At 45.8% G+C, this 22,740-nt stretch carries 21 protein-coding genes; 15 read left to right on the forward strand and 6 right to left on the reverse strand.

Annotated features, from left to right (window positions below; genetic code table 11):
- The 4 genes from WBA23_RS11110 to WBA23_RS11125 form a co-directional block, all read left to right on the forward strand.
- The coding region (locus WBA23_RS11110; RefSeq protein WP_424582350.1) for a lamin tail domain-containing protein at positions 1 to 2,038 on the forward strand (2,038 nt) is incomplete at its 5' end.
- Between the two features lie 88 nt (positions 2,039 to 2,126).
- Positions 2,127 to 2,759, forward strand: a complete 633-nt coding sequence (locus WBA23_RS11115) for a helix-turn-helix domain-containing protein (protein WP_424582351.1) — start codon at positions 2,127 to 2,129, stop codon at positions 2,757 to 2,759.
- Positions 2,760 to 3,059: 300 nt separating this feature from the next.
- Positions 3,060 to 4,367: a Gfo/Idh/MocA family protein gene (locus WBA23_RS11120; RefSeq protein ID WP_424582352.1), complete on the forward strand. Its 1,308-nt coding sequence runs from the start codon at positions 3,060 to 3,062 to the stop codon at positions 4,365 to 4,367.
- A gap of 106 nt (positions 4,368 to 4,473) precedes the next feature.
- Positions 4,474 to 5,370, forward strand: a complete 897-nt coding sequence (locus WBA23_RS11125; RefSeq protein WP_424582353.1) for a sugar phosphate isomerase/epimerase family protein — start codon at positions 4,474 to 4,476, stop codon at positions 5,368 to 5,370.
- Positions 5,371 to 5,374: 4 nt separating this feature from the next.
- Here the strand turns inward: WBA23_RS11125 and WBA23_RS11130 are convergent, their stop codons facing one another.
- Together WBA23_RS11130 and WBA23_RS11135 are read right to left on the reverse strand one after the other, a co-directional pair.
- Positions 5,375 to 6,874 carry a S10 family peptidase gene (locus WBA23_RS11130; RefSeq protein WP_424582354.1) on the reverse strand — a complete coding sequence of 500 codons (1,500 nt, stop codon included), beginning with the start codon at positions 6,872 to 6,874 and terminating at the stop codon, positions 5,375 to 5,377.
- Between the two features lie 119 nt (positions 6,875 to 6,993).
- Positions 6,994 to 10,182 (reverse strand): WD40/YVTN/BNR-like repeat-containing protein, encoded by a 3,189-nt coding sequence (locus WBA23_RS11135; RefSeq protein WP_424582355.1) that lies wholly within the window; start codon positions 10,180 to 10,182, stop codon positions 6,994 to 6,996.
- A 248-nt stretch (positions 10,183 to 10,430) separates the two neighbouring features.
- Between WBA23_RS11135 and WBA23_RS11140 the strand changes: the two genes are divergently transcribed.
- Both WBA23_RS11140 and WBA23_RS11145 read left to right on the forward strand, forming a co-directional pair.
- On the forward strand, positions 10,431 to 10,835 hold the full coding sequence (locus tag WBA23_RS11140) for a DUF5655 domain-containing protein (RefSeq protein WP_424582356.1): 405 nt from the start codon (positions 10,431 to 10,433) through the stop codon (positions 10,833 to 10,835).
- Between the two features lie 298 nt (positions 10,836 to 11,133).
- The gene (locus tag WBA23_RS11145) at positions 11,134 to 11,994 is read left to right on the forward strand and encodes a histidinol-phosphatase (protein WP_424582357.1); all 861 of its coding nucleotides are present in this window, start codon (positions 11,134 to 11,136) and stop codon (positions 11,992 to 11,994) included.
- Positions 11,995 to 12,042: 48 nt separating this feature from the next.
- Here the strand turns inward: WBA23_RS11145 and WBA23_RS11150 are convergent, their stop codons facing one another.
- A complete protein-coding gene (locus tag WBA23_RS11150) occupies positions 12,043 to 12,675 on the reverse strand; it encodes a metallophosphoesterase family protein (protein WP_424582370.1) in 633 nt (210 codons plus the stop codon).
- Here WBA23_RS11150 and WBA23_RS11155 point away from each other — a divergent pair.
- From WBA23_RS11155 to WBA23_RS11190, 8 genes are all read left to right on the forward strand, one after another.
- On the forward strand, positions 12,622 to 12,828 hold the full coding sequence (locus tag WBA23_RS11155; RefSeq protein ID WP_424582358.1) for a hypothetical protein: 207 nt from the start codon (positions 12,622 to 12,624) through the stop codon (positions 12,826 to 12,828). The genes WBA23_RS11150 and WBA23_RS11155 overlap by 54 nt on opposite strands.
- 521 nt (positions 12,829 to 13,349) lie before the next feature.
- Complete coding sequence (locus WBA23_RS11160) at positions 13,350 to 14,258, forward strand: sugar phosphate isomerase/epimerase family protein (RefSeq protein ID WP_424582359.1); 909 nt, start codon at positions 13,350 to 13,352, stop codon at positions 14,256 to 14,258.
- Between the two features lie 155 nt (positions 14,259 to 14,413).
- A complete protein-coding gene (locus WBA23_RS11165) occupies positions 14,414 to 15,136 on the forward strand; it encodes a DUF6503 family protein (protein ID WP_424582360.1) in 723 nt (240 codons plus the stop codon).
- A gap of 138 nt (positions 15,137 to 15,274) precedes the next feature.
- Positions 15,275 to 16,093, forward strand: a complete 819-nt coding sequence (locus WBA23_RS11170) for a DUF2589 domain-containing protein (protein WP_424582361.1) — start codon at positions 15,275 to 15,277, stop codon at positions 16,091 to 16,093.
- A complete protein-coding gene (locus WBA23_RS11175) occupies positions 16,093 to 16,776 on the forward strand; it encodes a hypothetical protein (RefSeq protein WP_424582362.1) in 684 nt (227 codons plus the stop codon). The genes WBA23_RS11170 and WBA23_RS11175 overlap by 1 nt, the downstream gene beginning before the upstream one ends.
- Complete coding sequence (locus WBA23_RS11180) at positions 16,776 to 17,351, forward strand: hypothetical protein (protein WP_424582363.1); 576 nt, start codon at positions 16,776 to 16,778, stop codon at positions 17,349 to 17,351. The genes WBA23_RS11175 and WBA23_RS11180 overlap by 1 nt, the downstream gene beginning before the upstream one ends.
- A 12-nt stretch (positions 17,352 to 17,363) precedes the next feature.
- Positions 17,364 to 18,653 (forward strand): S8 family serine peptidase, encoded by a 1,290-nt coding sequence (locus WBA23_RS11185; RefSeq protein ID WP_424582364.1) that lies wholly within the window; start codon positions 17,364 to 17,366, stop codon positions 18,651 to 18,653.
- A gap of 56 nt (positions 18,654 to 18,709) precedes the next feature.
- Positions 18,710 to 18,928: a hypothetical protein gene (locus WBA23_RS11190; protein WP_424582365.1), complete on the forward strand. Its 219-nt coding sequence runs from the start codon at positions 18,710 to 18,712 to the stop codon at positions 18,926 to 18,928.
- A gap of 54 nt (positions 18,929 to 18,982) precedes the next feature.
- Here WBA23_RS11190 and WBA23_RS11195 read toward each other — a convergent pair whose 3' ends face one another.
- Both WBA23_RS11195 and WBA23_RS11200 read right to left on the reverse strand, forming a co-directional pair.
- Positions 18,983 to 19,726, reverse strand: coding sequence for a sulfite exporter TauE/SafE family protein (locus tag WBA23_RS11195; protein ID WP_424582366.1), 744 nt, complete (start codon positions 19,724 to 19,726; stop codon positions 18,983 to 18,985).
- 62 nt (positions 19,727 to 19,788) lie between these two features.
- Entirely contained in the window at positions 19,789 to 20,178 is a 390-nt protein-coding gene (locus WBA23_RS11200; protein WP_424582367.1) for a hypothetical protein, read from the reverse strand.
- Positions 20,179 to 20,389: 211 nt separating this feature from the next.
- Between WBA23_RS11200 and WBA23_RS11205 the strand changes: the two genes are divergently transcribed.
- Positions 20,390 to 20,878: a hypothetical protein gene (locus WBA23_RS11205; protein ID WP_424582368.1), complete on the forward strand. Its 489-nt coding sequence runs from the start codon at positions 20,390 to 20,392 to the stop codon at positions 20,876 to 20,878.
- Here WBA23_RS11205 and WBA23_RS11210 read toward each other — a convergent pair.
- Positions 20,862 to 22,740 (reverse strand): TonB-dependent receptor plug domain-containing protein (locus WBA23_RS11210; protein WP_424582369.1); only part of this gene is annotated, 1,879 nt, incomplete at its 5' end. The genes WBA23_RS11205 and WBA23_RS11210 overlap by 17 nt on opposite strands.

Genomic DNA, 22,740 nt, shown 5'->3' on the forward strand with positions numbered 1-22,740 from the left:
ATCTTACGCAGTGCATCTGACATTTGATCGGCCTTTTCAAGTTGATGCTAATAATGCATTAACTATCGGCGAACTGGTGGGCATTAGCGGGCAAAGCACGATGGGAGTGCAAGATTCTTTTATCTACCGAACGCAGCTAGAATATATTGATACTGAAGAGCGGGCATTACTACTCCTTTTTCAAGTCCCGTTAGATTCCAGCTTAGCCGTACAGCCAATGAATTATGAATTGGAGGACAATAATCCGGCTGCCGCAATATGGGTAGACGAGCAAACCGTTCGCTTAGTATTTCAGGAATCGCTAGAACCGCTTACTCGCTACCAGTTTTCCTTGTCTGGTTTAAGAAATATTGATGGCGATATTATTCCGGCATCAACGCATACGGTAGGTCTGGGACGTACGCCAAATTTTAATGAACTGCTGATTACCGAGATCATGGCGGACCCTACGCCAGCGGTTGGTTTACCGGAAGCGGAGTATCTAGAATTGTACAATGCTTCCAACGATTTGCTTAGTACCGCCGGATTACGGTTAGCCGATGGTACAACTTCCACATTACTACGATCAGCCTTGTTGCTTCCGGGTGAATATCTAATTGTAAGTGCTAATACCAACCAGTCCAAGTTAGCATCTCGAGGGCGAACGATGGGAATCACCAGTTTTCCTTCGTTGAATGGCAGTGGCGATCAGCTTAGCCTGACAGATTCATACGGTAGCGAAATATTTTCAGTATCGTATTCTGATAGTTGGTACAACGATGCAGAGAAAAAACAGGGCGGCTGGTCGTTAGAGATAATTGATTACAATCGTCCTTGCGGTGAGCGAGACAATTGGACTGCTTCGGTAGATGAAAATGGTGGTACTCCTGGTCAGGTAAATTCGGTAGACCAAGCTAATCCTGATAACCAGCCTCCGTATGTGCAAACAGCTTTTGCCGAATCGCCTACCGAAATTGCGCTTCTATTCAGCGAAAAATTAGACCCACTTTCGCTTGAGTTAGGCGAAGTTAGTATCAGTAGCGGAATAGCAGTTGATACCATAGTATGGCAAGACGACAGGAAATCAGCTACTGCTCTCTTGGTTGATTCACTACAAACCCAAGTAACGTATACTATTCAAGCGAGCCAACTGTACGATTGCAGTGGAAATCCGGTAGACGACCAGGTAGTATCACTAGTACTATCTGAAGAGGCGGTGCCGGGTGACGTACTGCTAAGTGAAATATTATTTTACCCCCGTTCGGGTGGGGTACGCTTTGTAGAAATTTACAACCATTCCGGTAAACCGATTAATCTCAAAAACTGGCAATTGGCTAATTTGGAAGGTGACTCATTAACGAATCAATCGCCAATCACTGATAAAAACTACCAATTGGCTCCGGAACAATACGTAGCTCTTACTGAAGATGCCACTACGCTGATCGGCGATTATCCGTCAGCCTCAGCAGGAAATATTCTGGAAGTAAAAGCATTACCGAGTCTCCCCTCGGATGCCGGAACGATGGTGTTACTAGCGCCAAATGAGCAGCAAATGCAGTTCCTAGCCTACGACGAAGATTGGCACCACCCGATACTGGATGATACTCGCGGAGTTTCTTTAGAGCGCATTCAGTGGAGCGCTACAGTTAATGATCACAATAACTGGCAGTCGGCCGCTAAAACCGCTGGCTTTGCTACTCCCGGCTACGCTAACTCTCAGACTTCTACCACTAACTCGGTGTCAGCAACATTATCGGTAGAGCCTCGAGTATTTACTCCCGACCAAGACGGATTCAATGACTATACCCAAATTCGTTATCGCTGGCCTAATGCCGGTAATGTTGCTAACGTGATTATCTTCAATAGCCAGGGCCAAAAAGTAAAACATTTGGCTCGAAACACCACTTTAGCTGAAGAAGGTTTTCTCCGGTGGGATGGTACGGACGATGCCGGACAGCAACTTTCTATGGGCTACTACATTATTTATTTTGAAGTATTTCGTGCCAACGGACAGGTTTCGGTGTTAAGAGAACGAGTAGTACTTGGCAGACCATTTTAGAAGATATGATATATGAAAACTGAACACTAAGTACCTCATTGACCGGGGATACTGTGGACTGCTAACTGTTGACTGTGGACTTGAAAGTATGAAAAAGCTGCGCAAAATGATCCATCGGGGTGAAGGGGAACAGCTAGATTTTAAGCAGAAAATTACTGACCCTTATAAAATCGCTAAAACCATATCGTCATTTGCCAACACCCGAGGCGGTAAAATTCTGGTAGGAGTGCGAGATGATAAAACCATTGTGGGCGTAGATCCTGAGGAAGAAAAATACACCTTGGAAACGGCTGCTCAATTCTACTGTGATCCACCTATAAAGCTTCAGTTTAGGGAGGTAGAAGACGAGGAAGAAGAAGTGACCGTACTGGAAGTAATCATTCCCGAAAGTAATGAAAAACCTCACTTTATTCGTGATAAAAATGAACAACGATTAGTATACATTCGTCAGCGCGACAAAAGCATTCCTGCTGGGAAAACGATGATTGACCTCATGCAGAAAGGGGAGCTGCCAGAAGCATCGGTTGATCTAACGCACTTAGATTATAATGAACGCAAATTACTCTCGTTTCTGGAGCGTCACGAGCGGGTCACTTTAAAGCAATTTATGCAAATCGTGAATATTTCTCGCCGTCGGGCACTACGTATTTTGCATCATCTCACTCGGGAGGGGGCCATTCGTATGCACGAGCATGAGAAGGAACCGTATTATACTCTGTGAGCTAAGTGTTGATTGAAGAAACACGAGTTTTGTATATCTTGTATAGTGAGAATCAAAGAAATACCATCTTGGAGCTAGTGCACAGGGGGTTTGAGAACCACGGCGAGGGTGCGGAGGAATACAGAAATGCAATGGATAGCAAATATGGTCGGAATTATATCCTGAAATGCTACCAGAAGCATTGTGAAAAGAACGAGCTTTCTTTTAAGTAATATCAACTATACAAGCGGACGGCCTAGTTGACTCCTTTTCGTAAATATTTTGTAACTTAAACCGATAACCTAAAATCTCTTCCTTCCTATGGATAATTCTTCTCAATATGCATCCCGTCGTCAGTTTATAAAGACTACTGGCTCGGCGGTAGTGGGTGGTAGCTTAGCCATTCCCATGATTAACACTATTCCTGCTTTCTCAAAGGGCAACGCTGATACAATCAAAGTTGGCCTGATTGGTTGCGGGGGGCGGGGCACTGGAGCCGCTAATCAAGCAATGAAGGCTGACCCTAACGTGAAGCTGGTAGCCATGGCGGATGCTTTTGAAGATCGGCTCCAATCCAGTATGGAGAACCTAAAAAAAGGGCACGGCGATAAAGTAGCGGTTGATCCTGAGCATCAGTTTATCGGCTTTGATGCCTATCAGAAAGTAATTGACAGCGATGTGGATGTTGTGCTATTGGCAACCCCCCCCGGTTTTCGTCCTCAGCATCTGAGTGCGGCGGTAGCAGCTAAGAAGCACGTATTTGCCGAGAAACCTTTAGCGGTAGATGGGCCGGGCGTTCGGCAAGTGATGGCGGCAGCGAAGAAAGCGAAAGAGAACAATACCGCTCTAATGTCAGGTTTCTGCTGGCGGTACCACGAACCCAAGCGAGCTACATTCGGCAAAATTCTGGACGGAGCCGTGGGAAATATTGGCACGGTGTATAACACCTACAACACTGGAACCTTGTGGTCGAAGGAACGACAGCCCGAATGGACTGAGGTGGAATATCAATTACGTAACTGGTTGTATTACAAGTGGCTATCTGGCGATCATATTACCGAGCAAGCAGTGCATAGTTTGGACATGATGTCCTGGGCACTGGGCGACAAACATCCGATGAGTGCTGTGGGAACTGGCGGACGACAAGTACGTACCGATAATAAATTTGGTCATATCTACGACCACTTCGCTATTGTGTACGATTATGGTGATGGACAAAAAGGTATTCATATGAGTCGGCAGCAATTCAATTGCGCGAATAGCTACTCAGTGGAAGTATCGGGCGATCAGGGCCACGCAATGGTAGATTGTATAAAGGGAGTACACGAGATAAAGGGTGAAGATAAGTGGCGTTACCGTGGGGAAAGCAACGATATGTACCAAACCGAGCACGACGAACTCTTTGCCTCCATCCGCAACGGTTCGCCGGTGAACGATGGTGATTTTATGGCACAAAGCACGCTACTTGCTATTATGGGACGAATGGCGGCGTATACCGGGCAAATAGTGACCTACGACGAAGCACTCAACTCTCAAGAAAAGCTAGGCCCAGAAAACTATAGTTGGGATTTAGAGTATCCGGTGGCCGCGGTGCCCATGCCGGGCATTCAAGACGGAGTAGGATATTAGAGGGTAGAAGGTAAAGGGTAGATGGTTGAAGGGTTTTTTCCCTAAGTATCTTTACCCTTCACCTTGTACCATTCACCCTACACTTTTTACCTTCTACCTACACAACATGCACCGACGAGATTTCATCAGAATAAGCGGTACCGCTATTGCTTCCGCATCTTTAACTTCGACTACCTTTCCGGCTAATTCGGCCCCTCAACTCAATATTAAAAAGAGTTTAAAGTACAGTATGGTTGATGCACCAGGTTCGGTGCTAGACCACTTTAAGATGTTAAAGGAGGTAGGCTTCGATGGTGTAGAGATGGATTCGCCCAGCGATATTAACGTTGACGAGGTACTGGAGGCCAAGGAGCAAACCGGTCTGGAAATTCCGGGCGTAATTAATTCCGCCCACTGGAAAATGCCTTTGTCTGATCCTGATTCCAGCGTTCGAGCCGAATGTGTAGAGGCTTCTAAAACCTCCTTGCGCGACTGTCAGCGGTACGGTGGCACCACCATGCTACTGGTACCAGGCGTAGTGAACGATAAAATCAGTTACGCCGATGCTTACCGTCGTTCGCAGGAAGAAATTCGAAAGCTGCTGCCCGTAGCCGAAGAAACCGGAGTGAAAATCGCCATTGAGAATGTGTGGAACAATATGCTGATTAGTCCGCTGGAGGCCGCTCGTTATATCGATGAATTCGAAAACCCCATGATTGGGTGGTACTTCGACGTAGGCAACATCGTTCGCTACGGCTGGCCCGAGCATTGGATTGAAGCCCTAGGCGACCGTATTATGAAGCTAGATATTAAAGAATACAGCCGTAAGAAACAGGAAGAAGAAGGAATCTGGAAGGGCTTTGATGTAGAACTGATGGAGGGCGACTGCAACTGGCCCGAAGTTAATAAAGCTCTAGACAAAATTGGCTACGCGGGTTGGGCCTCCGCTGAAGTAAAGGGCGGCGGTCGCGAACGTTTACAAAAAATTTCTCAAAAGATGGATGCTATCTTTGGGTTGGCTTAACTCTTTATTCATAGTCTAAAGTCTGCTCAATAAACCCATCTACCTGCTGCTTCATTTCTACCAATGAAGGTTGATGAATGTACATCATATGGCCCGATTCGTAGAACGACATACTGATGTTGTCTTGTAACTCTTCATCCAAAAGCATATGGTTGAAGGTATAATCCGTAGCATAGTAGGGGGTAGCCAAATCGTAGTAACCATTGAAGACGTGTACCTTCAGAAATGGGTTCTTGGACATAGCACTCCGTAGTGTTTCGGCAACGTTTAGGAACTCATTCTGTACATTGCTATAGTTCCAGGGGCGCACCCGTCCGGTCAGTATTTCGTAGGGAAGGTTGCTTTCATAATCTAATTCAGTCTTTATATAGTTGTTGATGGCAGTAGTGTAGGGCCCATAAATGGTAGCACTGTAGCTGGGGTCAAATTCGTAGTTCTCACCAGCATCATCGTAGTCCACCCCGGTCATGCGACCGTCCAGCCGACCGACAGTAACCCCTTCATCGCGGCGTAATTCCTTCACAAAGCGAGCAATATGAATACGATAGTGAGTACGTTTCAGATAGTCCTGTGATAGACCAGTATACTGATGTAGTTTGTCAATAACTTCCTGCTGACGAGCATCTGATAACTTATCGCCTAGCATTAGTGCCGAAGCATACTCTCCAATAGCAAACTCCTCCACCTCCCGCAGAAACGGCTCTAGCGAATCCGGGCGATTAGGTAATTGGTTGTGATACCACGCGATGGCGGCGTAGGTAGGTAGAAACAGCACGTAGGGTAGATCATTTCCCTTGGTGAAGCGGGCCGTTTGGAAATTCAAAATAGAGGAGATCAGCATCAGCCCGTTGAGATACATTCCGTGGCGATCTTGCAGATAGCCCGATAGCCCGGCGGCGCGGGTAGTGCCGTAGCTTTCACCCGCAATAAATTTGGGCGAACTCCAGCGATTGAAACGAGAAGTATACAACCGGATGAAATCGCCTACGCTAGAAAGATCTTCTTGGTAACCGGTAAACTCACTTTTCTCTACTCCCTCAGCCGGACGACTGTATCCTGTTTCTACTGGATCAATAAAGACCAAGTCGGTTTTATCTAACCAGGTGTATTCGTTATCAACTAGTTCATAGGGAGGGGCTAATGATTCGCCTTTATCGCTCATTTTGATACGGCGAGGCCCCAAAGCACCTAGGTGCAGCCAAACCGATGATGAACCTGGCCCTCCGTTAAATGTGTAGGTGACCGGTTGCTCTGACAAATCGTCTACATCGTTTCGGGTGTAGGCAACAAAGAACATCTTGGCCCGAGCATCGTCATTTTCTTTTCGCAGCACTAAGTAACCAGCAGTAGCAGTATAATTAATTGTCTGTCCACCTACCCGGACGCTATGCTGCGTCACCGTTAGCGGTGGGTCCTCCGCCAGGTCAGAAGAATCTGGCGATTGAGCCAAAGCAACTCCCAGTGAAAACAGAAAACTGATGGTAAAGTATAGTCTTTTGTTCATAGATATAGTGTTAATGTGTTCAGGTGTCTGTAGTATAAAGTTTTGAGTACACAAAAGCGAACATAAAATGCTAACCCCATAACTAACTCTAGAACTATAACACTATGCACCCTAACACTTTACTCTCTACCTCCCGTTTCGGTTTCTCCATCTTCATCAATACTCACAACTTCGTAGTCTTCAAAGAAAGAGATATTGGCATTTTCTACGGCCTGGCGAAATTGCATCCAGTCGGTAGCGAAAAATTGGTTGATGCTTTCTAGAGGTTCATCCAAACTTTCTTTCGCCTGTTCCAGAGCAGTGCGTTGCGTCTCGTTGGCCGAGTGCCAGAATGAGGATAAGTACGATGCGGCAGCCCCCAACTTCCCACTAACAATGTGAGGGTCACGCAAAATACCTTGCACGTCTTTTTGAGCAATCAGTTCTTTATGAGTCTTAATAGAATCTTTCAATGCTTTAGCCTGATCTTTCAGTTGTTGGGCCGCACCATCTTCCCGGTTACTGAGCTGGCCCATCAATAGCTCAATGGTATTACTAGCCTCATCAAGCTGATCTACCGCCTGGGTAGCCAGCGAGACAAATTCCTCGTACTGCTCAGCCATAGTATTGCGGGCTATTACGTCTTCCTCAGAAAGCTCAATGCGCGGATCGAGGTGAACATCTACCTCAGTAGAGTCTTGATAATCGCCGTAAGTCAGACGAACGGTGTAGGTACCCGGTAGTACTGGAAACCCAGCTGGTTCAGGAGCATCTTTCTTTTTAGGCTTTTCAGTGTCTGGTCCGCGCTGTCCTTTACGAGATAAGTCCCAATTAAATCGGTTCAGTCCGGCCTGAGCTTCAGCTTTCAGCGTACGAATTACTGCTCCCTGATCCAGCACTTCTACCAAAAGCGTATCTTTTTTTACTTCAACGCTATCATCTGCTTCTTGAATAATATCCTGAATTGAGAAAGTCAGTAAAGCTCCCTCGGGCCGGTTCTCTCCGTCGTAAATAGCATCACCCTGAAAGCGGGTGCCAGCAGCTTCCTTGTAACTAGCTAGGTAAGCATCGGGTGCGTTAAATACGTGCAATGGCTCGTCCATGATTGTTGGTTCTTTCGCTAATTCGCGCAATGGACGAATATCATCCAGTACAAAAGCAGCTCGGCCAAACGTACCAATAACCAGGTCGTGCTCGCGGGGGTGAATCTTCAGATCCATCGTAGAAACCGACGGATAACCTTCGCCCCACTTATTCCAGCTATCTCCTCCGTTAAGACTCACGTGCAAACCGGTTTCGGTTCCCAGAAACATAAGGTTGGGCTCCTCGATGTCTTGGACAAACGAAAGGGCAAAACTGTTGATTGAATCTTCAGGCTGTACCAGGTTATCCCACGATTTCCCTCCGTTACTAGAGTGATACAGGTACGGATTCCAATTATTACGGCGGTGATCGTCCAGTACCACAAACACCTCTTCAGCATTGTGCGGTGATACGTGTATCTGGTGAACCCAGCTTCCGGCGGGCACATCTTTTAGCTGATCGGCGACATTCTCCCACGATTGCCCCCCGTCGCGGGTGACTTGAATATTGCCGTCGTCGGTGCCTACCCACAGTACTCCCGCTTCGTGCGGGCTGGGGGTAATGGATACAATGGTGGTAAAGTTCTCGGCCTGTGTGGCATCGTAGGTGAGTCCACCGCTTTCCAGTTGTTTCTGCTTTTCCGGATCATCGGTTGTAAGATCGGGGGATATGATTTCCCAGGTTTCGCCCCGATTGGTACTCTTGTGCAAGAATTGGCTACCGTAGTAAATTGTTTGGTCATCAAACGGATCGTGAGCGATCGCAGCATCCCAGTTGAAGCGTAAAAATGTTCCGTCGGGGTGCTTTGGTTTGATGTAGGCGTTGTTGCCCGTCTCCAGATCTACCCGCTGTAAGTTGCCCCCTTGCCACATAGCGTAGAGGTAACGGCTGTCGCTGGAGTCAGGTACTACGTCAAAGCCATCTCCAAAGGCTACTTCTTCCCAGTAGGCATTACGAATGCCGCCAGCACGCCATGTGTACGCGGGGCCACGCCACGAACCATTATCCTGCATTCCCCCCATCACATGATAAGGATGCTCCATGTCATAATTAATGTGATAGAACTGCGCCAAGGGCAAGTTCTCGACAAAGCGCCAGCTTTTACCTCGGTCGCGAGTGATAGTCATACCACCATCGTTACCGTCCATCATCAAGCTACCATCGTTCGGATGAATCCACCAAGCGTGATGGTCGACGTGCACTTTATCAAAGCCGAGCAGCACTTCAAAGTTTTTTCCACCGTCTTCACTCAGGTGAATACTAGATTCTACAATGTACACTCGGTTCTCATTCTCAGGATCAACCGCCACATCGGCGTAGTAAAACGGACGGCCCCCAATATCGTCGGTAGCAGTTTGCTTCCAGGTAAAACCACCATCGTCGGAACGGTAAAAAGCATTATCTTTAGACTCTACGTAGGCATACATCACCTGCGGATTATTATAAGCGATACCTAATCCAATTCGGCCTAACTCACCCTTGGGTAAGCCATCGTCGCTAGTGCGCTTTTGCCAGGTTTTGCCTCCGTCGTAGGTAATATGCAACCCTGAACCCGCGCCACCTGATTTGAAGTACCAGGGCCAGCGACGGAACTCCCACATAGCCGCAATCAACTTATCAGGATTGCTGGGATCAATAATCATATCGGCAATGCCGGTACGCTCGTTCACGTAGAGAATTTTTTCAAAAGTTTGCCCTCCGTCGGTGCTTTTATACACGCCTCGGTCGGAAGTATCTTGCCAAGCTGAACCCTGAGCACCTACGTACACCACGTCGGGGTTTTCTGGGTGAACAATGACTTTATGGATATTGCGGGTAGCTTCTAAGCCCAAATGCTGCCAGGTTTTGCCCCCGTCAATGGTTTTGTACAATCCATTACCAGCCGACTGGCTATTACGCGGATTCCCTTCGCCAGTACCCACGTAAATGACGTTAGGGTTCTTCTGATAGATCGCAATATCACCGATAGACAGTACCGACTGATTGTCGAAGATAGGTTCCCAAGCGATACCACCGCCCTCTGACTTCCACAGGCCACCGGAAGCGGTACCGGCGTAGATAATATTAGGGTTGCTTTCTACAGCTTCAATGGTGGTAACCCGGCCGCTCATTCCGGCGGGGCCAATACTGCGAGGCTTCAATGCCTGACTGATCTTTTTCAAGTCTGGCTGCTGAGCCTGGGATGGAATAAAGAGACCACTAGTAAGTAGAAACGCAATGATGAGGAGGGTGTATAAATTTCTCATAGGTTAGGTAATTTTCAAGCGGTGAATATACGGAAGAAAGCGGGGAAAAAGGAGTCCGAAGACTGTAAACTGAAAACCGGAGTCCAGAAATAAATCGGGGTGGATTTAGACTACATGTTTAACTAAATTCTCTTTTTGCCTACTGTTCATCATCCGTATTTGACTTTGTAGTTTCCGGTCTTCGGATTCCAGACTCCTATCTCCGTTTAACTAAAATCTACTAGTTTAGCACATTAATACAACTGACTATGTGGATTTGCCCTCGCTGTGAGCGAAAGTTTAAAACGACGAATCAATCTCATTCCTGCGAGAAGAAGGATATTGGCGAGCTTTTTCTGGACAAATCGGACGAACTGGTATTAGCTTTTGATACCATTATGACCCAGGTGATGGAGTGGCAACCCAATAGCGTAGGCGCAGCGAAGCACGCCGTAGTCTTTACCAACAAGAAGGCTTGGCTGATTATTAAGCCAATGACCAAAGAACTAGATGTAAAGTTTTACTACCACGAACGGCTAGAAAGCGATGCGCTTAAGAAAGTGGTCCCGTTCGGTAAAAAATTTGCCCACCACATTCGGATTAGGAGAGAGTTTGAGGTAGATGATGAAGTGATGCAGCTGTTAAAGTTGGGGTTTGATTATGCGATGGAGTAAGGGTTAGTTATTTTAATTCATTAAAACTTATTTACGCTAGCTTGATTTTAGAGAGATAAGCTATTTAGCCGAATGGGCCACCAACATATTCGTATAATCATTGGTGTTTATATTTGACTGGACATCTTTGTTATTATCCTTCGGACGGCTTTACAAAAGTGAATACATCGCTAATACTGAAATTAAATTTATATTTTGCTTTTGTTTGTGTGCTAAAGTAAATTTTCAGGAACGCTCTCAGTGACACGACATGTTCACTTTTCAACTTACTCTGATTAAGTAGTAAAGCTATAAATCTGTGACCTACACCAACTACCACAGCCACTGTTACTTTTGCGACGGTAAAGACTCCCCGGAGGTCTATATTCAACAGGCAATTCAGTTGGGAATGCCTACGTACGGGGTTTCCTCTCACGCTCCGCTGCCCTACAAACTGCCGTGGCCAATGAAAGAAATTGATAGCGAGCGCTATGTAGCGGAGATTGAGCAGCTAAAGAAGAAATATGCTGGGCAGATTGAAGTATACCGGGGACTAGAAGTGGATTTTATTCCCAAGGTGGCGGGGCCAAGCTGGGTGGAAGATAAGTTTTCACTGGATTACACCATAGGCTCGGTGCATTTTGTGGACTTTTTTGCGGACGGCCATCCTTGGGAGATTGATGGGAGGCATCAGGTTTTTTTGAAAGGATTACAAGAAATTTTTGCTAATGATATTGAAGCCGCTATTCAACGATACTACTCGCTGATCCGGCAGATGGTACGAGACGATCCACCTAATATTATCGGACACTTAGATAAGATTAAAATACAGAGCGAAGAAGGTAAACTCTTTGATGAACACGCAGAATGGTATCGGGAAGAAATTAGTAAGACGCTGGATACTATCGCCGATGCTGGATTAATTGTAGAGGTAAACACCCGAGGAATGTACAAGCAATTGACGAATGAACCCTATCCCAGTTACTGGATTCTAGAACGAATGCGCGAACGGAATATTCCAATCACGCTTAACTCCGACGCTCACCACCCGAGGGAAATAATTAGCCACTTTGTCGAAGTTACCGAGCGACTGAAAACCATTGGCTACGAGCAACTGCGCATACTGTACCAAGGAGCCTGGCAGGATATGCAATTGACGAAGGACGGAGTCTCCTTATAATCATTTCGGCGTTTCTTCTTTAAAAGTGGTAATAAGGTGAATCGGTCACTATCGCCAATCCAGATGCGTAGTACGTTTATCATCCGACTGGTTGCCTCCGAAGGCGTGCAAAGTGAAATCTCCCCCTTTCTCGGTTAGCTTGGCATCAATCCAGCCTACTGGTTGATCATCAGAAAAGTTATAGCCTACGGCCGGTAAGTTAACCAAGTGGATACCTTCTCGCTCGCTGTATTGATACTGATGAGAGTGCCCGTAGAATACGGCTTTCACAAAGGAATGAGGTTGTATAATGCTGAACATACGATCTACATCCAGTAAGCCTGAGTCATTGTCACCTAAAGTATGGTGAACAAAAAGCAGGGTGGGCAAAGCTGAGGCAGTAGCTAAATAACTCTCCAACCAAGTGCGCTGCGACTTTCCCAATAATCCCGCTACCTTATTAACGTATAGCAAGGAGTCGAGCAGAATCATTCGGACCAGAGCGGCTTCTATTACATGCACATACTTTTCTTCCACTTGAGTGGTAGTGTTGGGAAAAATCTGGTGAAAGTTTTCACGATCATCGTGGTTTCCCATCGTCATGTGTACGGGTATTCGCTGCACAACCGGATTTAATAGTTCGTTAATTTGCTGATAGTCTGCCTGTTCACCAGTAAGCCGGGCTACATCACCATTGATAATTACGCCTTGGGGCGCGGCACTTACTACCTGCGGAACAACGGTTTGCAGGTTTTTGTAGGGCTTAAACCCTCGGTAAGCCTCCTCTTATCGCCCGCTATGTGCGTGTCAGACAAAAAAGCCCAGTGTACTTCCTCCGAGAGCGAGGTAGCGTAACTGTAGATGGGGGTAACGGTGGTCGCTGCACCCGCTAAGCTGAGAGAGGTTTTAATAAAACGTCTTCGGTGAATAGGGCGGTAAAGAATCTCTGGCATTGCGGGTAAGTTTGCTCTAGCAGAAATTAAAGTAGTGGATTGGAAGGGCATTATCAATGAATGTTACCCAGAATCGTAGCTGCTCCTATAAGTTAGCCTGAGCTTAGTGTAGTTACATAACGTTGCTAACGGGTTGAGCAGATCAGGAAGAAATACTCGGGGTTCAATTCTTAGATAGCAAGGCTACTAGGCGTAATACCGCTTATTGATCGTAGGATCACTCCACAGTGATAGAATCAATGCGTTTTTCGTAAGATTCTAGAAAAGTGATAACTTAGAGCATATTTGAACTTTCTAATGGTTGTTTTTCGCTCATACTTCAGCTTTTTTGCGAGCGATAGCTTAGGCTATTACCCTTAAAAAGAGCCTCATAATAAATTCTAAATACGCTCTTAGAAAATTAATAAAAGTATTTACTACACTATGAAACGACGTAACTTCCTAAAAACTACGGCTGCCGTAAGCGTAAGTGTTCCTTTTTTAACTTCCGCCATGATGGCACCCAATAACCCTTACGTTGCTCAGATGGGCGTGCAACTGTTTACGGTTCGTAACCAGATGGAGCAAGACCCTGCTACTACACTCAAGGCAATTAAGGAAGCCGGCTATGCTCAAATTGAAGGTGGCGATGTTCGTAACTACGATACGCTAAGTCCTATAATGCAGGATTTAGGGTTAACCTCCAGTAGCACCTTCTTCCCCTGGTCGTTTATTACCGGACGGTGGGACTTGGTAGGGCAGGAAGCTCCCAAAGACTACTCCTTTGAGAAGATGGTGGACGATGCCGTAAAGCATAATTTCAAGTACTTAGTGTTCGGCTATATGGTAGAAGGGGAGCGCGAAACGCTAAACGATTACCGTAAGGTGGCTGAGCAACTGAATACGGCCGGTGAACTTTGCCAGAAAGCCGGGATTGACCTTTGCTACCACAACCATGCCTTTGAGTTTGAGCCGATAGACGGGCAAGTACCCTACCGTATTCTGATGGAAGAGTTTGATCCGGGTACGGTGTTTTTTGAACTAGATGTATTCTGGGCAAGCTTAGCCGGACATGATCCCATTGGACTTATGAAGGAAATGCCCGGTCGAATTAAGCTACTGCATCTGAAAGACAAGAAGCCAGGTACTCCTACTATGTTCGATCATAATGAGGTTCCTCACGATGCCTTTCAAGAGCTAGGTGATGGCGTGGTCGATATTACGAAAATTATGCAACTCGCTAAAGAGACTGGGGTAGAACAATGCTTCGTAGAGCAAGACCAATCTCCCGACCCCGTTGCCAGCATTGGCCAAAGCATGAACTACCTACATGATATAGAGAGAAAAATTTAAATCAGTGAACAACGGGCAATGAATAGCATAACTCTATATAGAGAATGCCGCTTCTTTCTAATCGCTCATTGTAGTTTTACAATAATTCATGATGCTTATAGTGTTGAGGATTACCGTAAAAAATAAAGCGGATTGCTTTGTCTAAATATTCATAAATGAAACAGTTGCTAACCTTTGTACTATCTTTTTTACTGGGTTCCTCAGCTCAGACCCAAAGCCTCACCGCTCCAGAACTGTTAGAAAAAGCCATTGCTTATCACGATCCGGATGGCCGTTGGGCTACGTTTGATGATACTTTTACCGTAATCATGACGAGGCCGGATAATCCTGAACGAGAAAGTCAGATTGCAATTAATCTTCCGCAGGAACACTTTAGCCTAGAAACTAAGATCGATACGGTTACTACTCAATATATCCTCGATCAGGCTGATTGTCAGATGCTTTATCAAAGTGAGCCAATTGATACCACGGCAGCTCAGGCGGTAGATATGAGCTGCGAGCGGGGGAATATGTACAAAAACTATTATACCTACCTGTACGGCCTACCGATGAAGCTAAGGGACCCCGGAACCAATATTAACTACCCAGTAGAAAAGAAAGAGTTCCAAGGAAAGCAGTACTTAGTACTAAAAGCCACTTACGATGCCGCAGTGGGCAGCGATGTTTGGTACTTCTACTTTGACCCCCAGAACTATGCCATGGAAGTGTATCAATTCTATAGAACCGACGATGCTGGTAAAATGCTGCCTAGCAGTGGCGAATACGTTTTGCTTTCGGAGGAAGAGACAATCAATGGTATAAAAATGCCTAAAGTACGCGCTTGGTACTATAATAAGGATGATCAGTACCTGGTTACCGATACCCTGATTGAGAGGTAACAAATTTTTAGGTTTTAGCTGGTTTGAAAGAAGTAAAGTCCGTTACTCGTACCGGAAATTGCAATAGAGGAGGTGACAATAGGGTTGCTAGCGCACACTACTGGTAAACCATTATTCAACCTTATTAAACCAAACTGTATGAACTCTCTAAAGCAAGTACTGGAACAAGATCTTAACAAGAAGACTAAAGCCGACCTAGAACAAATTTTTTCTTATCTCACCTCAGTTGTTTCGGCGGAGCAGCGAGCTGATATCAACGGTGTAGGACCTTCGGAATTTAACGAGCTACGAAAAGGCGAGCAAATTAGTGTACTAAGCGACTATCTGGACAAGTACGACTCTCGCTGGGAGACTGATGTGCAGAATCTTCCTCAGGAGGTGCTACGCGGCATCTTCAATCTAATGGAGAACGATAACTCTTTTAGTGCGTTGGATGCAGCCGACGCTGATTTTGCCGCAGAACTAAGTAGTATTGATTTTGAAAAGCTAATCAGTGGGCCGCTAACTGCGGCAGTAAATGCTCAGGCTAACGCATCCATGTCTACGGTTAACTTCATTAAAGAAGTTGGCTTCGATGATCAGGGTCAAATCCGAATGGTAGACTTTAGCTACAAGAAAACTGGCGAAGATGGTACCCCCGAAAATATTGAGATTAACGTACCGTTTATTTCCATACTGAATATTCCCAGCCTACGCATCGAAACCGTAGATATTGACTTCAATGTTAAGCTTAACTCAGTATTTACTAAAGATGTGAGTAATACCTTCGGTCTCAACGCGAGTGCCCAGGGTGGCTGGGGGCCAGTGAAATTTAAGGTTTCGGCTTCTTATCGGCGGTCGGCCAGCACCGGGGTGAAAGTGGAGAAGCAATACACCATGGGAGTAAAGGTGAAAGCAACCAATGATGAAATGCCCGCTGGCCTGGAAAATGTTCTCAATCTACTGGCCGGAGCATAATGATTAAGCTTTCTGATTACCTGAATTATCTCCACAGCGAGATAATTCAGGCTCGTAAACTAGCTGATGAGCAGGCGGTAGAGGTAGCGAAAGCCTACGCCGAACACGAGTATCTTCGCTACTTTAGAGTGCCGCGCTTTACCATGCCATCGATCAAACTGGAGATACCCATTAAGATTACCGAACTGGATGCAGAGACGAAGTTTGACTTTAAGATGGATGAAGACTCCTTTGTAGACGAATTAAATACTAGGATTACTGAGACTAATGAAACCAAAAACTTGAACATCAATCCGGTTTCTAAAGCGCAGCTAAGCGACAACCGCTTTACCGGTATCGTCCGGAATTTAGAGAAGCGTGACTATCGCTTTATCCGTAAACCCACCGAACTGATGACCCACGTAGACTTTGGTTCCTTCGTAAAGGAGACCGACTCCTTGGCATCCGATAATAACGAAGAAGAAAAGCAGGAGTTAGCTACACTGCTAAAGGCTACGATGCAGAACCGCTACCGGGTAGTATCGGCTAAACTGAATAACATTTACATTGACCCTGATACTAACGAAGCTGATGAAAGCAAAATACTGGTAAAACTAAACGTAGAGATGGTAGAAGAAGGATTACGCATCGTAAAAGGAAAAAATGCGAATGGTAATGAGTTCGAAGAAATTGTCTTTGAATAATGAAAGTATTAGTTCATTACAAGCAGCAGCAGTTGGAAGGCTTTTTGAATCGGGTCAGCGCGCTGAATGAACAATACATTGCCCGCTCATTAAAATTTGAGCCATTGTACCTCCACCTACTGAAGGAGTGCCAGGACTTTTTTCAGCAAATAGGCGATTCTAGTAATGAGTCAGAAGTGAGCCGCCAGCGAGTGTACTACGAAACTGCCCGAAAGGGCATCAACCCGCAAACCCTGGAAAAGCTTCGCGTAGGTAAGCGGGAGAACACTTGGATAGCCGCTTTTCACACGTTGTCTAACGTGACTAGTAATCTACAGGAAGCCCTAGCGAAGGTAGAACAGACACTAGAAGATACTAATGAGACTTTAGGGCAGGTTGTATTATCCGCGCTACAATCCAAGCTGATTACCGAAGCCGATTTACAGTTAGCTGGAGATAGCAGTCGCATTGCGTCGGTGTGGCAAAAGCTAACTCAACAAACATCGCTAAAGTTAATAGAAAGAAAACTCAGGCTCCGAATTACTGAGCACGATATTTATATCTTAGTAGATAAAATTTTCACTAAAATTCAGTAAACTAACTTTCTTATGTCACTACAATCCACTGCTATTCAGAACCAAGCCAAGCCCGGTCGCTACGTAGTTTTACTACAGAATCATACGAGCCAAGCCATTAAGAAAGTTCAGAAAGAACTCGGAGTACAACTTACCTCTTCGGAAGAACTGAGCAATACGCTACGAGCTCATCAGGTGCTAGATGGTAGCACTGGATTAGTATTTAAGAACTTGGGTATTGTAGTGGTAGATAATATAGAGGAAGCTAAGCTACAACAAGCAGTTGCTTCTCGTAGTCCGATACTCTACTGGGAGGAAGAACGGGAATTCCGGGCTGCTAATGAGCTAGACCAATTGCAAAAAATCAAGCAAACTCAACAGTTACTTCAGCAGCAAATTCAGCAGTTGGATGAGATGATCAGAAACCGACCGGATGCCCCAGATACTGATTGGGAGAGTGCTACCTGGGGGGTTAATGCGGTAGCATTAAGAAGAAGTAGGTTTACCGGAAAAGGAGTGAGCGTGGCAATCTTAGATACGGGACTCTACGTCCCTCATCCTGATTTTGCCGACCGTGCTATAGAAGGAAAATCTTTTATTCAGAACGAAGCCTGGGATGCTGACGGAAATGGTCATGGTACCCACTGTGCCGGTACGGCCCTAGGAGCCGAAACTAAGTCAGAGGGCAAACGCTATGGTATCGCCTCCGAAGCTACGATGGTTATTGGTAAAGTACTGTCGGATGGTGGAAGTGGCAGTACCAGTGGTATTATTGATGCTATTGACTGGGCGGTGGAAAAGAAATGTCGTATCGTATCTATGTCGTTAGGGTCACCTGTAGAAATCGGTCAGGCCCCCTCGCCGGTCTTTGAACAGGTAGGAAGAAAAGCTCTGGAGAATAACTGCTTACTGATTGCCGCGGCCGGTAACGATAGCCGCCGTCCAAGTATGCCCCGCCCGGTAAGTAGTCCGGCTAACGCGGAATCAATTATGGCGGTAGCCGCCGTTGATCGTCAGCTCAATGTGGCCAGCTTCTCCAACGGAGGTATTAATGCGGGTGATGGTGGTAAAGTAGATGTAGCGGCACCAGGGGTGGATGTATTTAGCACTTACTCCGAAAACGTATCGGATGGCGCACTGTATGCCCGACTTAGCGGAACTAGTATGGCAACCCCGCACGTTGCAGGTATAGCGGCACTTTACTGCGAAGCATTTCCGACGCTGTCGGCAGCCGAGATTTGGCTAAAGCTGGAAAAGAACGTACAGCTACTGCCCGATCAACTAATCAGAGATGTGGGACAAGGGCTAGCACAAGCTATTTAAAAAGTTGGGTGTAAGTAGCGCGGTGCGTCTCGATAACAAAATCGCTGGTAATTGGTATGAAGCAAAGAGTATATTTAGGGGTAGTAGACCAAGACTTTGAGCTTGATGATGAAGTGCGAGAGTACTTTCAGCAGCGTGATATTACTATTTTGGATTTTGTTAAGAACTTTGGCATCATCAAGCTTGGATGCTTCACTTCATTAGAGGCTGAAAATTTGGAGCACGTAACTCATCTGGAACTCGATAGTAACTTTACTACTCAGCTAGACGATTAATAGCTTATTCAAGAACGAGAATAACTCTCCAATAGCATACTGTCACCGTCCCTATTAAAAGAGAAAGAAGGCTGATACTACGGTAGAAACAATTAGAAAGATACGATAAGCCCGTTCCGGAAGTATCCGTACAATCCGAAAGCCTAAAACAGCTCCTACGGCAATAGCCGGAATCATCATAGCATTCATTTTTATCGAGTCAAGCGTAATGGTATGCCAGATAAACACATGCAGAGGAATCTTTAGCAGGTTGATAATCAGGAACAGCCAGGCGGCGGTGCCGATGTAGTCGTTCTTCGGCAGTCGCATAGAAAGTAGGTAGATCGCCATAATGGGGGCGGCGGCGTTTCCAATCATTGTGGCAAACCCACCCAGCAATCCAGTTAGTGCCGAAATCCACCAGTGGTTGGGAATCGCCAATAAGTTCTTTTGCAAGTCTCGCCAGATCATCAATCCCAGACAGATAAAAATGATAACTCCGATTGTAGTCTTAAACTGCTGGTCGGAGATAACATCGCCAAACCATACGCCTAAAGCAATTCCACCTAACGTCCAGGGTAGTAATTTGACTAAAAAAGGCCACTGGGCGTGCCGATTGTAGTAACGTACTGCGAAAATATCAGCTACAGACAGCATCGGTAGCAAGAAACCGGTAGAGAGCTTCCCGCCGAAGATACCGGCTAGTATCGGAATAACCATCAGTCCGGCTCCCATCACTCCGGTCTTTGACATACCTACCAGCATCGCGCAGAGAATAACTAGCCCCCATTCTACCGGAGAAAGCGAGAATAAATCCATTAGAGAATTGCAAATTGAAAACTACAAACTAATCATTTTCAATTATCAACTTTCCATTGAAGTTAATAATTCTGAAAGCTTACCTCGGTAGAGCGATCCATGGCGGAGAAGCGAATAAGCATTGTGAACGGTTCTTTGGTACTTTCTATAGTCTCTGCACAGTCGGGAGCCGGATCAATATAGTACACAAAGTACTTCTGACTACGGGGAGCTAATTCGTGCCGGTCGGGCTTGCCCAGCGTCGCCTGTATCTGTTTCTGCGACATTCCCTTTAGTGCCGTGTCAATTTGCGTAATGATTTCCTTCATCTGTGCCCGCTCGCCGTGGCAACCCATCCGATCAGCCCGGAAAAGCGTTTCGTCAAAGCCAGGGATATCTTTAGCCTTGGGCCTACAGTAACTAATAAGTAAGGTTAATGAAAAAAGAAGTAGGCTGTGAGATAGTTTGATCATAGCAACTGACTAACCGTTGGTCGCTCCATTTTGTTTACGTAGGTGAAAGTTGAAGAATCGGAGAGTTGAAAGATTAAAGAACTGAATAAAACACGCCTATTCTATCATTCAACTCTTCAGCCCTTCAGTTCTTCTCTTCTCAACATAAAATTTGCAGTGAATCACGCAATGGCTTTTTTGAGTTAGGTATCCGACGTATCTTCGCAAACGTATGTATACTGATAAATTTGTTAAGCTCGCCTGGATACTTACCTTCTTAGGCTTTCTAATTGCGCTTTCATTAAGCTACGCTTTTTTACCTATTCAAGTAGGAATACAAGCTGATGCCAATGGTAATCCTGATCAGTTAATAGATCGAGAAACTTTCTTCTACCTGGCACTGGGAGCCTTCGTATTTGTTAATGTTATTTGCTTGATTTCGTTTCGAGTATTGAACGCCTTACCAGCTTCTTCCCCCGTTTTTTATCGTTCGGAACTATTCAAAGATCGAATTCGGGATTGGTTTGCGGCTTTCACTACCGTTATCAATATTTTTTTGATCTGCACAGTGAGCTACATCTCCTTATTTAACAATCAAGGCGACTACCAGATTGGGCAGTTCAACTGGATTATGTGGGTAGGGCCCCTGTTATTTGTGGGAGTAGTGATTTGGTTCTTTTTTATTCTGGTTAGTCCTAAACCCATTAATACGGAAGCGTAACGTTTACTCCCAACCGGAGCCAACGTCCGGGCATTGTAACAAATCCAGCCTCGGTATATTCGGTATTAGTAATATTGGTAGCCTCTACATACACGTCCCACGAGCTGGCCTGATAGTATATTCTACTGTCTAACACCCAATAGTCAGCCTGAGTCATGCGGTCTAAATAGCGTAAACGCGCACTATGGTGAATATTATTCCAGATTCGATGAGTAAGGGAAGCAATGAACTGATGATTGAGGTGATCGAGCAAGTATCGCGATTCTACTGCTTCGGTTTGATCTAAATTGGCATTCAGGTAGGTATAACTTAGGGAAGCAGCCTGCACAAAATGCTCGTCATCAAACCGCCCGTTGACTTCCATTTCCATCCCTTCGGTAGCTACATTGTAGAAGTTCTGCGGTTGCCAGGGTTGTTCAGCATTATTACGTACCCAATCAATGAGTTGGGAGCCATCCCGGTAAAAATAACTGACTTGCCCCCAGACGTGCTGACCAAAATATTTCACTCCTCCCTCGTACGTCCAGGCTTGTTCTGGTTGTAGCTGGTCATTGCCTACATTGCTAGGTCCGTTGTAGTACAAATCTGTATAGGTAGGAATTCGGAAGGAGCGGCCTACATTTCCGTAGACTTTCCACTCATTGGTTATATCGTAGCTGGCATCCAAACCGGGAAAATAATTCCAGCCATAATCAGAAAACCAGTTTACGTATAATCCGGGTGTTACATCTAGTCGATCAAAGAAGTAGAAGCGATGCTCAAGAAAAGCTCCGAAGATGCTGCGCTGCCAGTTTCCTAAAGCGGGTTGCTGGGTTCCTCCACTAAAGTTATTACTATCAATAAATTCGCGCCGATATTCTAAGCCAAGTCCGGTTAGCCCAATTGAGGTTAGTCGAGTAGCATTCACCTCCGCCCCACCCACGTGGGTAGTATGCACATTATTAAATGCGGCTGGGTTGCTACGGACAAACAAGTAGTCATCGTGGTTTCGTCGCCAGTACAAGCGCGGGCGCACGTTCCATTCCCCCATTTCAGTATCCAGATCAACGCTGATTAAGGAAGTTCTGGTTTCTTCGTACTCTTCTGAGTCCTCCACGTAAAAACCACTGGCCCCAAAGTTGCGCATGGTGTGGCCTCCCAAAAAGTTAAGCGTACCAATCTGCGTTTTGGCGTACGACTGATAGAAGAGATTGGTCATCTGATAATCTGAATTGGGCCGATAGCCCTCGGAGCGATCGTGCGCCACGGACAGATACTGACCGTAGTGTTCTCCGGGAAGGGAAACTCCGGCTCGTCCGCCCCAGGTGCCAAAATCACCACCGTACACTCCGGCATTAGCTGATCTTTTTTCAGGGACTTTAGTGACGATGTTGATGGCTCCGGCAAACGCATTTTGCCCGTAAACCCGCGCTCCTGGTCCCTTTAGTACTTCAATTCGCTCAATATTATTCCGGTCGAGGGGCAGATTAAGCAAATGATGCCCAGTTTGAGGATCACTCACTTTTACTCCATTAATTAGTACCAGCACTTGCTCAAATGTACCCCCCCGAATGCGTAGATCAGCCTGAACCCCAGCAGGTCCTCGTTGTCGAATATCAACTCCCGGCACGTAGCTCAACAATTCATTGATACTCTGAGCCGGAGTAGTTTCTATCATTTCCCTCGTAACAAGATGAATGTTACGGGCTGATTCGGAAAACGGGGTTTGCATTCGATTCTCGGAAATAACCACATTGGCCATTTCAATAGTGCGAATAGAATCTTCTTGAGCAGTAAGCGCACTGTAGACCAGCAACAAAGTTACGGCCAGTAAATATTTCTTCATAATGTAGCTACCTAATATGGGTGCAATATTAAGGAAA

The organism is Tunicatimonas sp. (assembly GCF_049647865.1).
GTDB lineage: Bacteria > Bacteroidota > Bacteroidia > Cytophagales > Cyclobacteriaceae > Tunicatimonas.